Source organism: Marinicrinis sediminis (assembly GCF_042685085.1).
In the GTDB taxonomy this organism is placed as follows: Bacteria; Bacillota; Bacilli; order Paenibacillales; family KCTC-33676; genus Marinicrinis; species Marinicrinis sediminis.
This window is the reverse complement of sequence record NZ_JBHUMM010000043.1, coordinates 102,514-115,307: the sequence shown is the minus strand read 5'-3', so window position 1 is coordinate 115,307 and position 12,794 is coordinate 102,514. Positions and strand designations below refer to the sequence as shown.

The following is a 12,794-nucleotide window of genomic DNA, read 5'->3' as shown; positions in this document are numbered from 1 at the left end:
CTCCAATATGTTCATCTCCTCAGGTTTGCGGCAAACGGGATGCTTGCTCCATTCGTTCCAGATAGGCCTGCAATGCGATTTCCCAGTGGGGAATCGGACCAAATCCAAGCTGTTGCAGCTTGATGCTGCTTAGCGGCGTATTTTTCGGTCTGGCTGCCACCGTGGGATATTCGTTGCTCATGCAGGGCAGACAGGTCGTGGTGCTTTTTTTCAAATGCAGCGCTTTTTCAGCCAGCTCATACCAGCTGCAATGACCCAGACTGGCAAAATGATAAATGCCATAGCGTTCTGTATGCATGAGAAATGCGATAGCTCTGGCCAGATCCAGGGTGTGGGTCGGCGAGCCAATCTGATCATGCACAATACTTAGTTCCCTTTGACGAGTAGCCAGATCGAGAATTTTCTGTACAAAATTCCGTCCGTGTATGCCAAACAGCCAGGACGTACGAATCACAAAGCTTCGACTGCAAGACTGGAGTGCCTCTACTTCTCCCAGACGTTTGCTCCAGCCGTATGTATTGATCGGGAGCGGAGAATCGTGTTCTTCATAATAGGAAGCTTTGGAGCCGTCAAACACATAGTCGGTACTGATATAAACGAATTTGGCACCGAGCATCTCTCCGATTTCCGCTATGTATCGGGTGCCGAGCGCATTGACTTCAAATGCCTGCTGCGGATTGGATTCAGCCAGATCGACCTGCGTATAGGCTGCGGCATGGATGATGACCTCCGGGTTCCAGGAAATCAGTTCGTTCCAAACCTGTCCCTTGTTCGTCACATCCAGCTGACTGCTGTCCAGTGACCGGACAAGATGCTCCGTCTGCAACACCTCCGTCATCTCTCTGGCCAGCTGACCATTGCCACCTGTAATCAGCACTTTCATTGCAGCACCTGGGCGATTTGCGTTCGTTCCCCCACGTCCAGCTTGGCATATCGCTCCATATACCATTCAATCGTCTCAATCAGTCCTTCCTGGAACGAACGAGTCGGTTTCCAGTCCAGCTCCTGTTGAATTTTGCTCGCATCAATCGCATAACGCAGATCATGACCAGGTCGATCCTGGACATACTCAACCAATTGCTCATCCTTGCCCAGCAGTTCCAGCAACAGCTTCACGAGACTCAGGTTGTTCCACTCATTGTGTCCGCCAATATTGTAGACTTCTCCGCTCTTTCCTTGCTGCAGAACACGAAGCACCGCCTCTGCATGATCCTTCACATGGAGCCAGTCCCGTACATTCTCTCCCTTCCCGTAGACCGGAAGCCGCTTGTTTTGCATCGCTCTTGTAATCATCCGGGGAATCAGCTTCTCCGGGTGCTGGTGCGGGCCATAGTTGTTCGAACAGCGCGTAATATTGACCGGAAGTCCGAATGTGCGGTGGTAGGCAAGAACGAGCAGATCAGCGCCTGCTTTAGAGGAAGAATAAGGACTGGACGGAGCGAGCGGAGACGTCTCGGTAAAATAGCCCGCTTCGCCCAGCGATCCATAGACCTCATCCGTCGAGATTTGGACAAACCGGCTTGCCCCGAAGTGCAGCGCCGCATCCAGAAGTACCTGAGTACCCAGCACATTGGTTCCAATAAAAACATCCGGTTGGGTGATGCTGCGATCCACGTGTGTTTCCGCAGCAAAATTGACGATGACGTCAATCTCATAGGTTCGCATCAGATGATAGACAAGCTCCCGATTCTCGATATTGCCCTGAATAAATTGATAATGATAGTTTTCCTCGATATCCGCCAAATTTCTCATATCAGCTGCATACGTCAATGCATCCAGGTTGACCACCATGTCCCCCTGCTGCTTGTGCAGCAGATGCCGAATAAAATGACTGCCGATAAATCCGGCGCCACCGGTTACCAGTACGTTCATACCTTGCACTCCTTCCTTGCAGCCTGCTTCACCTGGCTTAAAGGTGGCAGCTGCTGATCTTTGCTGGAGAGGATGGGATTGGTGCAGGGCCAGTCTATGCCAAGCTCCTCATCATTCCATAATATCCCGCTGTCTGATTCAGGTGCGTAATAGGCATCCACCTTGTACAACACCTCCGTATGATCGCTCAGTGTGCAGAATCCATGTGCGAAGCCTTTGGGAATCAGCAGCTGCTTGCGATTCTGCGCGGAGAGTACGATGCCTTCCCACTTTCCGTACGTCCTGGAATCTGGACGCAAATCGACGGCCACATCATAAATGGCACCGGAAATAACGCGTACGAGCTTGGTCTGCGCATAGGGTTCTGACTGAAAATGCAACCCCCGCAAGGTGCCTGCTCGTTCGGAATAGGAGTGATTGTCCTGAATAAAGCGTCCGGTCATGCCGGCCTCCTGCCATTTGTCCGCATGATAGCTCTCCATGAAGAACCCTCTGGCGTCCAGGTGGAGCGCAGGCTCAATGACGCAGAGCCCTTCGATGCTCAGTGTCTCTATCTTCACCGTGTTCTCTCCCTCCCTCGTTATGTTCCGCTGGACGCCAGGGCAAGCTGCTTCTGCTCCCGGAAGATCAGCTCATTGGCCTTTTGCAGAGATTGATGGGTTCCGGCATCAGTCCACCAGCCCCGCATCTGTTCATATGTGCAGCTCTCACGTGCGATATACGCATTGTTGACATCCGTAATCTCCAGCTCGCCCCGCCTGGAAGGCTTAAGCTGCCGGATCAGGTCAAATACCGCTGCATCATAAAAATAGAGTCCTGTCACGGCCAGAGAAGACTTGGGTCGCTCCGGCTTCTCTTCAATCGACACAATTTGATTACCGTGCACTTCTGCAACACCATAGCGCTCCGGATCATCCACACTTTTCAGAATGAGCATGGCACCTTCCTGCTGACGCTGATAAGTCTCCACATATGGAAGGATGGAATCGGAGAAAATATTGTCCCCAAGCAATACCACCACCGACTCTCCGAAGGCGAAATCCTCAGCCAGACCGAGTGCCTGGGCGATGCCTCCCGCTGCATCCTGAACTTTGTACGTGAATTTGAGACCAAAATCCTGACCGCTCCCGAGCAAATTCACCACATCACCCATATGATGCTTGCCGGTGACGATGAGAATATCCGTAATCTCTGCCTCCTTCATTTTGTAGATGGCGTGATAAATCATCGGATATTCCCCTACGGGTAGCAAGTGCTTGTTCGTCACTTTCGTAAGCGGGTACAGCCTGGAACCCGTACCTCCTGCCAAAATAATGCCTTTCATGTCTCCACTCCTTTTATTTATCTCAAGGTTATCGCAAGGATTTAACCATGATGTACAAGCTGTACACGTAGAATCTGGGCTGAATGAGCAGCCCTTTATGAAGCTGCAAGGCTGTTTTCAATGAATCCCGCGCTTCACGGGCATCTCCACTCACAATGATCTGCTTATAGGCATAAGAGAGGTAGCGATAGCTTTTCCACATGCCGATATGCCGGGAGTGTGAGCCCAGTTTGTCCACAACGGAAAGCTCACTTTCCAGCATGCGTCGAATTTGTCTGCTCTGATTGTGATCATGCACGCGGTAGCCGATCAGGGGTTCATCCACATAGGCAATATTTCCCTGCTCTTCCTGTACACCTTGACGAGCCAGTCGGAGCAGCAGATCCCAATCATCTGCTCCGCTGCCCTGCAAGCGGGTGTCAAATCCGTTCAGGGCGACCAGGGTGCTTCGTTTGAGCAACAACTGCGACGGGGTACAGATTTGATTGCGTTTCATCAGATGCGGCAGCTTGAAGCTCGGCCTGCGGAATCGGTACATACGGCGTACGTGGTGTCCATCTCCATTCATGATCCAGCCACCGACGGCAACGGCTATCGGCTGACGAGCTGTCATGACAGACATCATCAGTTCGATGCATCGAGGCTGCAGGATGTCATCTTGATCGAGAAACAGGACATATTCACCTGAAGCTTCTATTAACCCGCGATTTCTCGCACTGGAAACGCCCTGATTGTGCTGCTTGACCATTCGTATCGCTTCTCCGTATTCGGCAAGCAACGATTCACTGCTGTCCGTTGAGCCATCCAGTACACAAATGCACTCGATATCCCCGTACGTTTGCTGACGCACACTTTCCACCGTTTCCACCAGGTAGCGTTCTCCGTTGTAGACCGGAATAATGACGGATACTTTCGGTCTATCGACCATACTTCTTTTCTTCCTTTCTCTTTAATCTCCATTCCTTCCATACCATCGGGATGAACCCGATGTCCTCCACCAGGTACCTGCGCCAGAGTCGCCTGGGCTCCTGGAGAAGTCTCCACAGCCATTCCAGTCCGTTTCTCTGCATCCAGAGTGGCGCTCTTCGCCGATGACCCGCAATAAAATCAAAGGTGGCCCCAACGCCGATCGAAACCGGGGCCCCATAGGCTTGAAAATGACGGGACATCCAGATTTCCTGTTTCGGTGCCCCGACACCGACCAGCACGATATCCGGTTTGGCCGCTCGTATGTATTGAATCATCTTGTCTGTCTCAGCCTGACTGTACTCAAATCTGGGAGGTGGGGAATAGCATCCTACAATCTGTATCCCGGGGTAGGTTTCCTGCAGCTTCGCTGCCGCCCGTGACGCTATGTGCTCACCAGCCCCCAGAAAATACAGCCGGTAGCCTCTGTCCGCGATGCTGGAACCCAGCTGATTGAACAGATCAGAGCCGGATACCTTCTGCCTAAGCGGCTTTCCGAGCAGTCTGGACGCCCATATGACGGGCATGCCATCTGCCACGATGACCGCAGCACCTTCATAAGCTTGCTGAAATGCCTCATTGTCTCGCAGTTTCATCAGATGATCGACATTGCAGGTGACCACATACGCGGAATCACCTGCCTGAATCTGCTTATCCATAAAGGCAAGCAAATCGGAGAACGTATAGTTCTGAAAGGTCACACCAAAAAGCTGAATGGATTTCAAGTTCTCACATCTCTTCTTAACCCTATTCTTAACTCTCTCCTTAACTCTCTTCTTAACCCTATTCTTAACCCTCTCCTTAACCCTCTCCTTAACTCTCTTCTTAAACTATCTTCTTAACCCTCTCCTTCTCCCTGTCCCTGTTTTCATGGCTCCGCCACATTCGCGAGTGCATTCAAATACCAACAGAACGGCAAGGTGAACTGAAGGGTAGACATGGTATTGTCGGAAAAGGAATAAATCAGGAACCCGAGAAAAAAAGCGACCAGGTAAGGGCGAACGACAGGAGGGGCATGCCTCAGGCTCCAGCCGAGCATCACCAGAATGCTCACAAACAGTAAACCAGCCCCGAAGAGCCCGGTATCATAATAGAAGCGAATGTATTCGTTGTGCGGCACCACGAAACCCTCAAATATCGTGCCGTCATTCGCGTACAGCACGGCGCCGAGTCCTTTTCCAAACCAGGGGGTATCCTCACCCTTGGCGATAAAATAACTCCATGCCTCCGAACGGCCTGACAAGTCAATTCCCTCAGCTGTAGAACGCTCGAAGGAACGTTTTTTCATGTTTTCCCATTGCAGAAAAGATGCAGTTGCGATGACGAGCGTCAGCAGGCCAATCGGAATGAGATAGTACGCTTTTCCTTTCAGAAACTGCTTGCACAGATCCCAAACGGTATAGAGAATGACGGCAACCGAAGCCAGTATGGGGCCTCTTGTGCCTGTCGCCAGCAATATCGCAAAATTAAGCCCTGCAAAAAAAAGAAACCAGCGAGCTTTCACCGGGTTTCGTTTCATTTCAATCACAGCTACAATCATGCCCACAAAGGCAAGCATAGCCAGATGAGCGGAAATATTGGCACCAGACAATCGAAAAGCGCCAGTAAATTCAATCACATACAACTCATGAAGTCCGGCCAGATGGAGTACACCTCCAGCCAGCACACTGATCAGGGGCAGCAGACAAATCAGTTGAATATGCTTGTGCGCGGTTTCCCGGTTCCAGCGAACGATTAGAATGAAGAAGGGTACGGCCAGCCCGATAAAGGCTTTGACGGGTGAGTTGGACATCGCTGTCACTGCATCAGGACGGGACAACAAGAGCGAGATCAGCAGCAATGCGACAAAGGCGGCAAGCGGTGCCGTCAACCCGTGATGAATACCCGCCTTGCACACATAGGGCAACAACAAGGCCAGTACACACAGCTTGTACAGAGAGAGCAGGTCCATGCCCATGAATACAGCATCGAACACGTATTGAATAGAGATGGCGGTAAACACAAGCAGCAGCAGACTCGTTTGCTCGGGTTGAACGAGTGCATATAAGGCCAGCGGTATCCCTAGCACGAGCGCAGCAGCCAGAAATGGGGAGAGCCAGACCGCCGTTCCGATCAGCATGCCCAGCAGGACGGAACCAACTGGCAGCTTCCATGAAGACCAGCCCAGCCAGGCCATCTCTCTTCCGGTCTGCGCAGTGATCTTCATTCCCCGGTCGATCATGCCCCGGTGTATCATCCCGCGGTGTATCATCCGGGATCCCCTTTCATCGTCAAGGTCCGCCACGTGCCTTGTATGCTGTCCAGCCTGCATCGATTCAGCAGCCTTCTGCCATCCTCCCTCGCCCGCAGCGAATCTGCCGCCACATACCCCAGCTTCAATCCTAGCACCAGGAGAAGCCGCAGCTTCTGCATCCGTTTGGCGGATGCCAACCCGTGACTAACGCCCTGGTAGTAATACCGTTTTCGAATCCATTCCTTGGTCAGGCGCTCCTCCGGGATAAAATGATCGACGACGAGTCCGGGAATATAATAGAGGGCACCTCCCTCATCCTGGATGCGCTGGAATAGCCATGATTCTTCCCCGGACAGCAGACTGTTGCCCTTTCTCCCGAGATGAACGGGGAAGCGAATCCGCTCCACCACTTCCCTTTTCAGAACCATGTTCGCACCAAATGGAAACAGATGCTTCGGATACTTCTTTTCCTCATCACCCAGATCCACGATGGTATAAGGAAGCTCCAGTTCATGGATGAGCCAGTCTGGACGAGCCGTTTCGAATCGAGGACGGATCTTGCCTCCTATGCCCTCGGCATCGGGATAACGCTCAAAGGCCTGCACCATCATCTGCAGCCAGTTTCGTTCCGGGATGGCATCATCGTCCAGAAAAGCGATCCAATCGCCGCTTGCTTCCTCAATGCCGCGGTTTCTGGCATGGGAGAGACCCTGTTCTCGCTCGCGAACATAACGAAGCGTGCAGGAAGCCGGCCAGTGCTGTTGAAACTGTGCGACTACGGCGGCTGTATGATCGGTGGACTGATTGTCTACTACAATGACCTCTGCCTGATCCATCCGATGCAGTTCCGGCAGTGCCATCAAGGTTTCCGAAAGCAGGCTCGCCCGATTGTATGTACAGATAATGACCGAAATAAGAGGACGATGCTTCTGTGTAACCGTCATACTTGCGTTCACCCAATTCATTTTTCGTTTTGGTTTAATAGGCATCCTTCGAGCCAAACAGGACGCGAAAGGTTTTGAACATAATCTTGATATCCATCCAGATGCTTCTCTGCTGAATATACGTCAAATCCATGGCAACCATTTCCTCAAAGCCTACACTGTTGCGGCCATTGACCTGCCACAAGCCCGTGCAGCCCGGTGTGATGGACAACCTTCTTTTCTCATAGGCTGTATACGTCGCAACCTCATTGGGCAATGGCGGCCTCGGTCCGACCATACTCATCTCCCCGCGCCATACATTGATGAGCTGCGGAAGCTCATCCAGGCTTGTCTTGCGAAGCACTCGACCCACTCTTGTCACACGCGGATCTTTTTTCATCTTAAACATCGCTCCGCTGACCTCGTTTTTGTCTTTCAATTGCTCCAGCATCGATTCTGCATTGCTGATCATGGTGCGAAATTTATAAATGAAAAAAGTTTTCCCGTTTTTACCGATTCGAACTTGTTTGAATAACACAGCGCCTTTGGGATCATCCCATTTGATGAGAATCGCAATGACGACAAATAGCGGGAACAGGATAATGAGCCCGGCGGTGGACAAGCCAATGTCCGTCATCCGCTTCCATACTCTGTAACTCCGTTTTTCCTTGCGCTTCTCTCTCATCCTCAGCTCAGACGAACTCAGACTGAAATCATAATAGCGCTTTTGCCTCGATACCAACTCACGTTCTCTGGTTTGTTCGGTAACATTCACGTTTAACACCCCGACCTCTTCTCCGAAAATAGATATTTAATATCGGGCATCCAACCCGCCCTCACATCACACCACTGACGACTGGCGTCTAAGGCTGATTCAGCCCACAGTATGATCGAGTGCCTGCAGTGATAAAGGTGCAGCAGACTTTACCTTTCTTTTATAGGGAAGCAATTGTTCTATTTAGAGAACACCGATTGCGGCTGATGCCGATCATAATAGGACTCGGCTTCCTTTTTGTTTTTCTGGTTCAGTACGGCTCCGAGCAAGTTCGCCTTTACAAGCTCCAGTGTTGACTTTGCTTTGCTGAGCTGTGATTTCTTTACCTTTCCGGCTTGCACGACCAGGACGACCCCGTCCACCTTTGTCGCTGCGATTTGCGCATCTGCGACGGCGAGCAGAGGTGGTGAATCGATGATAATGACATCGTACATCTGGTACAGTCTGGAAAGGACCTGATCCATTTTCGACGAAGAGAGCAGCTCTGACGGATGATGCGGAATTTGCCCGGCCTGCAGGAAATGCAGATTCGGGATATGGGTCTGACTGATTCCCTCTGCCAGATCAAACTGGTCCATCAACACCTCGCTCAGCCCGATACCATTCTGCGAGCTGGATCGTGAAGGGTAAAAATAATGGTGCATCGTCGGCTTGCGCAAATCAGCATCCAGCACGATCACTTTCTTCTCCTCCAGCGCATATACCCCCGCCAAATTGACGGCCGTCAGAGTCTTGCCCTCTCCGGCTATGGAAGAGGTAACCAAAATCGACTTGGCGTGCTGCTGCTTCATTGAATACTGAATGTGGGTGCGTAGCATTTTGTACGCTTCGGATACAGGAGAACGGGGATTGATATCCGTAATCATCTTGTACTTATGATTTTGCCGTGACATAGGTCGGTTCTCCTCCTTTGTTTTTGACTGTGGCCTCACCATTTCCATAGATGAAGTCTTTTCGTTTGAGCTTGCGGATCATGCCCAGGGTCGGGATTTGAAACTGGGCTTCCAGATCCTCCTCACTGTGTACACTTTCATCCAAATACTCCAGCAGGAACGTCATCCCGATTCCGGCACACAGGGACAGGATAAAGCTGAGAATCAGACTGATCATCGGGCTCATATTGACCGGTGCAGGGTCGCTTTTCGGCCGGGCATCGAATAATATCTCTACATTTTTCAGGTTCATAATTGTCTCGATCTTGGATTGGAAGACGACGGATACGGCATTGACGATTTGCGCCGCGACATCATAGGAAGGGTCCTGCACGGACAAGGTCATGACCTGTGTCTGGCTCTCTGAGTCTACGCGCACACGTTCAATCAAATCCTCGGTGGTCAGGTTCAACGCTGGATACTGGGCGACAACCTCATCCATGACCGCCGGACTTCTTACAATTTCCTTGTATGTATTAATCAGCAGAATGTTCATATTTAACGTATTCACATCCAGCGGCAGTTCACCGGTATCCTCCGTCTGGTTGACCAGCAGTTTGGTAGAGGCTTCATAGACGGGCTGTACGTAATACGTGCTGAAAACAAATGTGGTCGTACAGGATACAAGCACAAACAGTACAATCAGCCACCATCTTTTCTTCATCGTGTCGAAATATTTTTTCAGCTCCATAACTACCCTCTTTTTCTCCATATTTTTGATTGCAGCGTTGTCGTTTTGTTCTTTATAACGAACTATATGTCTGAGTATAGCGAATACTACCCACGGATGGAAAATCTCAAATTCATGCAAAAATTCTTTTTAACGAACAAAAATAGCCTAATTCCTGCCTGTAACTCTTTCATACTCACGTTTTTGTTTTTTATAAAGAACATTTCATTGTAAACGTTCTCTTAAAAGAACACTACGATCTGTCTGAACTGTATGTGATCACTTGTAAAGTGAAGTGGTTCCCGCTACAAGGTGTTAAGGCTTGGTAAAGTCCACTCGCTCCGTTTGTTCGTTATTAAAATTGGATTCGGCTGTCTGTCCGTTGCTGATCGTTTTGCTTACCTTGCCATCTTCAAAATAAACAACACTGACACGATTTCCTTGATGACGATAATCAAGGGAAAATCCCCTGATCTCCTTTTCAGTTAACAAGGCTTCCATGATCTCAACATCTTCCGGTACAAAAGACTGGAACAAGGAGGTTTCATATTTTTTCATGTCGTCATCCAATTGTTCAATGGGTGTATGTTCGTCGACAATCGCAAAAATATCATCGACTTGCTTCTTTTCTCTGGATATATCCACCCGCTGTATGACACCTTCGTCCAGCTCCGATTCTGGATCATGATCTGTCATCATATATCCATATCCTGCGATGAGACCTAACAGCAATAGAAACCCCGTTCCGATAACCGTCACTTTCCTTTTCCTCATTGTATGCCTCCTATATGAAAATCCGTATGGACCCTGTATCCATTTCCATCATTCATTATAAACACCATAACCCATCTAGAACCAAACCATCTATTTAATGGATGGAACACGCAAATTATTTGAAATAACTAACCACCTAATTGACTGCTTCAAATCAAACTAAATATGACCGAGTAGTAAAATGTCAAATCACAGTCTTCAATTAGAACGAGTGGTCAATAAAAATAAGCCTTGGTGTCAATCGCCCAAGGCTTACGGTTCGCTATACCAGCTATATTCATAAACATCCAATGATATTGTCAGGCACGATCACGATGGAGCATGAACTCACGCTTGAGCTTGTTCTTCAAACGCATTCATGTCCATGTATGCAATTTCCCAAATGTGGCCATCCAGGTCCTGAAAGCCCCATTGATACATAAAACCGTGATCTTGCGGATCGGTAAACCATTTTCCACCAAGGGATATCGCTTTGTTGACAATTTCATCTACTTTTTCGCGACTCTCAGCTGACAACGCAACCATCACCTGCGCATACGTGTCCGTGTCGACGATTTGTTTTTTCGAATAAGTCATAAAGGATTCCTCTGTGTGCAACATGGCATACTTATTGTCACCAATCACAAGGCAAGCCGCTTTTTCTTCGTCTGTGAACTGCATATTGAATTCAAAGCCGAGTCCCGTGAAAAATGCCATCGTTTTTTTGATATCTTTTACATGTAAGTTTACAAAAATATATGTGGAGGTTAACGCCATTTCAATCACCTCATCATTTGAATTGGTTATGCAACCTCTTCTGTATATCGCTTGAAGTTGTCCAAAATCGCTTGCCAGCCCACTTGCTGCATTTCTATAGAATGGGAACTGTCAGCATCAAAAATCTCAACGACCTTCGTTTCATCTCCTTGAATCGTGAAAGTAATATCCACTTTCCTCCCATCTTCCAACGTGTATGAAATTTCCTCATGCTGCTTTACTACATCGTAAATCCCGCTGAAATCGAAGCCCACGCTCCCGTCCTTCGCTTCCATCCTTGTTACAAACTTGCCGCCCACCCGCAAATCATTTTCCGATTTTGGCGAGTACCATGTCTCCGAAGCCTGATTCCACTTCGTGATGTGTTCCGGTTCAGTCCAATACGTCCATACTTTTTCTACTGGCGCTTGTATGACGGCCTGTATCGTTACTCTCGATGTTTGATTATGGGTTTCCATTTTGCAGCCACCTCATTCGATTGATATATTTTTGTTTCTCATATATGTAGACGACAGACGATGGCCATATTCATCGGTCTAATTGTTCAGGAAGGCCAAATCGGGAAAATAATTTTGTGTTGATAAAATTTTGAATGTGATAGATTTTCTTCTCTTTCATGACGATGACGTGAATTCCCCAAGGAACTAAACAAGTTTTGTCGCTGCTTGGCACATATTGCGCAAAAGCAGGGTAACCGCCATTGACCGAAGTTGGCACAAACCGTGATCCGTCACAATGCCAGCGCGTTAACGAAAAAAACGTGAACAAATCTTCCTTGCCCTGTATCCACATAGGGAAAGGCGGCATCGACATACAACCATCTTCATGAAACAATGCAACCAACGCTTGAATATCAAATTGTTCAAACACTTCCACATACCTGGAGAGAAGCTCTTGATCAGGCTGGACATCCATTAAGCTGTATTCTTCAGAGCGGAGCTTTGCCCGATTCATTGTTTCTCTGGCCCTTTGCAGAGCGCTGTTCACAGCTGATGGCGATTTCCCTAGCGTTTCTGCAATCTGTTTGGAGGACCACTCAAATACGTCCTTCAAAAGGAGAACCGCTCGTTGAAGTGGAGGCAATACTTGCAATAGGGTAATAAAACAGAGTTGAAGGGTTTCTTTGCGGATCAGTATTTCTTCCGGATCTTCCGAAAATGCGGGGGCTGGCCATATCCAGGATGAGTCTGGCAATGTTTCGGTGGGTACGATAATGGAGGCAGCAGGATGTGAATAATCAACGGGACGAGTGCGGCGTTTAGCTTGTCTGAGCTTGTCCAGACATAGATTTGAAGCAATACGATATACCCATGTTTTGTAGGAAGATTCCTGTCTGAAGGAATCCCCCCTTTGCCAAACACGAATGTACGTTTCCTGAACAGCATCATCTGCGTCATCCATCGATCCCAGCATTCTATAGCAAAACGATGTTAATTCCGGCTTCAATTTGTCAAATAACTGAAGCTCCAGTGCATCTTCAAGTCCTGTTTCGTTCATTGAGGCCTCCTTCTGAGGGATGAATCTCTTTTCACCCCAAATTTAACTGAATAGATCAAGATTTTATGTTTT

The 12,794-nt window shown here is 48.9% G+C and carries 15 protein-coding genes; all 15 read right to left on the bottom strand.

Annotated features, from left to right (window positions below):
- Positions 1-19: 19 nt before the first annotated feature.
- The 15 genes from rfbD to ACFSUC_RS14135 all read right to left on the bottom strand — a co-directional run bounded on the left by rfbD (position 20) and on the right by ACFSUC_RS14135 (position 12,722).
- Positions 20-883, bottom strand: a complete 864-nt coding sequence (gene rfbD / locus ACFSUC_RS14205; RefSeq protein ID WP_379930280.1) for a dTDP-4-dehydrorhamnose reductase — start codon at positions 881-883, stop codon at positions 20-22.
- A complete protein-coding gene (gene rfbB / locus ACFSUC_RS14200) occupies positions 880-1,872 on the bottom strand; it encodes a dTDP-glucose 4,6-dehydratase (RefSeq protein WP_379930279.1) in 993 nt (330 codons plus the stop codon). Before rfbB ends, rfbD begins: the two co-directional genes overlap by 4 nt.
- Positions 1,869-2,432: a dTDP-4-dehydrorhamnose 3,5-epimerase gene (rfbC, locus tag ACFSUC_RS14195; RefSeq protein WP_379930278.1), complete on the bottom strand. Its 564-nt coding sequence runs from the start codon at positions 2,430-2,432 to the stop codon at positions 1,869-1,871. The genes rfbB and rfbC overlap by 4 nt, the downstream gene beginning before the upstream one ends.
- A 20-nt stretch (positions 2,433-2,452) precedes the next feature.
- The gene (locus ACFSUC_RS14190) at positions 2,453-3,196 is read right to left on the bottom strand and encodes a sugar phosphate nucleotidyltransferase (protein ID WP_379930277.1); all 744 of its coding nucleotides are present in this window, start codon (positions 3,194-3,196) and stop codon (positions 2,453-2,455) included.
- 28 nt (positions 3,197-3,224) lie between these two features.
- Positions 3,225-4,124: a glycosyltransferase family 2 protein gene (locus ACFSUC_RS14185; protein WP_379930276.1), complete on the bottom strand. Its 900-nt coding sequence runs from the start codon at positions 4,122-4,124 to the stop codon at positions 3,225-3,227.
- Entirely contained in the window at positions 4,114-4,887 is a 774-nt protein-coding gene (locus ACFSUC_RS14180) for a WecB/TagA/CpsF family glycosyltransferase (RefSeq protein ID WP_379930275.1), read from the bottom strand. Before ACFSUC_RS14180 ends, ACFSUC_RS14185 begins: the two co-directional genes overlap by 11 nt.
- A gap of 143 nt (positions 4,888-5,030) precedes the next feature.
- A complete protein-coding gene (locus ACFSUC_RS14175; protein ID WP_379930274.1) occupies positions 5,031-6,413 on the bottom strand; it encodes an O-antigen ligase family protein in 1,383 nt (460 codons plus the stop codon).
- Positions 6,410-7,339 (bottom strand): glycosyltransferase, encoded by a 930-nt coding sequence (locus ACFSUC_RS14170; RefSeq protein ID WP_379930273.1) that lies wholly within the window; start codon positions 7,337-7,339, stop codon positions 6,410-6,412. Before ACFSUC_RS14170 ends, ACFSUC_RS14175 begins: the two co-directional genes overlap by 4 nt.
- Before the next feature lie 34 nt (positions 7,340-7,373).
- The gene (locus ACFSUC_RS14165) at positions 7,374-8,003 is read right to left on the bottom strand and encodes a sugar transferase (RefSeq protein ID WP_379930970.1); all 630 of its coding nucleotides are present in this window, start codon (positions 8,001-8,003) and stop codon (positions 7,374-7,376) included.
- Positions 8,004-8,272: 269 nt separating this feature from the next.
- Positions 8,273-8,986: a CpsD/CapB family tyrosine-protein kinase gene (locus tag ACFSUC_RS14160; protein ID WP_379930272.1), complete on the bottom strand. Its 714-nt coding sequence runs from the start codon at positions 8,984-8,986 to the stop codon at positions 8,273-8,275.
- Positions 8,967-9,716: a YveK family protein gene (locus ACFSUC_RS14155; RefSeq protein ID WP_379930271.1), complete on the bottom strand. Its 750-nt coding sequence runs from the start codon at positions 9,714-9,716 to the stop codon at positions 8,967-8,969. Before ACFSUC_RS14155 ends, ACFSUC_RS14160 begins: the two co-directional genes overlap by 20 nt.
- Positions 9,717-10,010: 294 nt before the next feature.
- Positions 10,011-10,469 carry a hypothetical protein gene (locus tag ACFSUC_RS14150; RefSeq protein WP_379930270.1) on the bottom strand — a complete coding sequence of 153 codons (459 nt, stop codon included), beginning with the start codon at positions 10,467-10,469 and terminating at the stop codon, positions 10,011-10,013.
- A gap of 327 nt (positions 10,470-10,796) precedes the next feature.
- Positions 10,797-11,225: a VOC family protein gene (locus ACFSUC_RS14145; RefSeq protein ID WP_379930969.1), complete on the bottom strand. Its 429-nt coding sequence runs from the start codon at positions 11,223-11,225 to the stop codon at positions 10,797-10,799.
- 26 nt (positions 11,226-11,251) lie between these two features.
- Complete coding sequence (locus ACFSUC_RS14140) at positions 11,252-11,683, bottom strand: SRPBCC family protein (protein WP_379930269.1); 432 nt, start codon at positions 11,681-11,683, stop codon at positions 11,252-11,254.
- Positions 11,684-11,753: 70 nt separating this feature from the next.
- A complete protein-coding gene (locus tag ACFSUC_RS14135; RefSeq protein WP_379930268.1) occupies positions 11,754-12,722 on the bottom strand; it encodes a sigma-70 family RNA polymerase sigma factor in 969 nt (322 codons plus the stop codon).
- Positions 12,723-12,794: the final 72 nt, after the last annotated feature.

Excerpts from the sequence above, each read along its gene's own strand:
- rfbB (WP_379930279.1), bottom strand. The coding sequence starts at position 1,872 with ATGAACGTACTGGTAACCGGTGGCGCCGGATTTATCGGCAGTCATTTT.
- ACFSUC_RS14135 (WP_379930268.1), bottom strand. The coding sequence starts at position 12,722 with ATGAACGAAACAGGACTTGAAGATGCACTGGAGCTTCAGTTATTTGAC.
- ACFSUC_RS14155 (WP_379930271.1), bottom strand. The coding sequence starts at position 9,716 with ATGGAGCTGAAAAAATATTTCGACACGATGAAGAAAAGATGGTGGCTG.
- ACFSUC_RS14145 (WP_379930969.1), bottom strand. The coding sequence starts at position 11,225 with ATGGCGTTAACCTCCACATATATTTTTGTAAACTTACATGTAAAAGAT.
- ACFSUC_RS14165 (WP_379930970.1), bottom strand. The coding sequence starts at position 8,003 with ATGAGAGAGAAGCGCAAGGAAAAACGGAGTTACAGAGTATGGAAGCGG.
- ACFSUC_RS14160 (WP_379930272.1), bottom strand. The coding sequence starts at position 8,986 with ATGTCACGGCAAAATCATAAGTACAAGATGATTACGGATATCAATCCC.
- ACFSUC_RS14140 (WP_379930269.1), bottom strand. The coding sequence starts at position 11,683 with ATGGAAACCCATAATCAAACATCGAGAGTAACGATACAGGCCGTCATA.
- ACFSUC_RS14175 (WP_379930274.1), bottom strand. The coding sequence starts at position 6,413 with ATGATACACCGCGGGATGATACACCGGGGCATGATCGACCGGGGAATG.
- ACFSUC_RS14190 (WP_379930277.1), bottom strand. The coding sequence starts at position 3,196 with ATGAAAGGCATTATTTTGGCAGGAGGTACGGGTTCCAGGCTGTACCCG.
- ACFSUC_RS14150 (WP_379930270.1), bottom strand. The coding sequence starts at position 10,469 with ATGAGGAAAAGGAAAGTGACGGTTATCGGAACGGGGTTTCTATTGCTG.
- ACFSUC_RS14170 (WP_379930273.1), bottom strand. The coding sequence starts at position 7,339 with ATGACGGTTACACAGAAGCATCGTCCTCTTATTTCGGTCATTATCTGT.
- ACFSUC_RS14185 (WP_379930276.1), bottom strand. The coding sequence starts at position 4,124 with ATGGTCGATAGACCGAAAGTATCCGTCATTATTCCGGTCTACAACGGA.
- rfbD (WP_379930280.1), bottom strand. The coding sequence starts at position 883 with ATGAAAGTGCTGATTACAGGTGGCAATGGTCAGCTGGCCAGAGAGATG.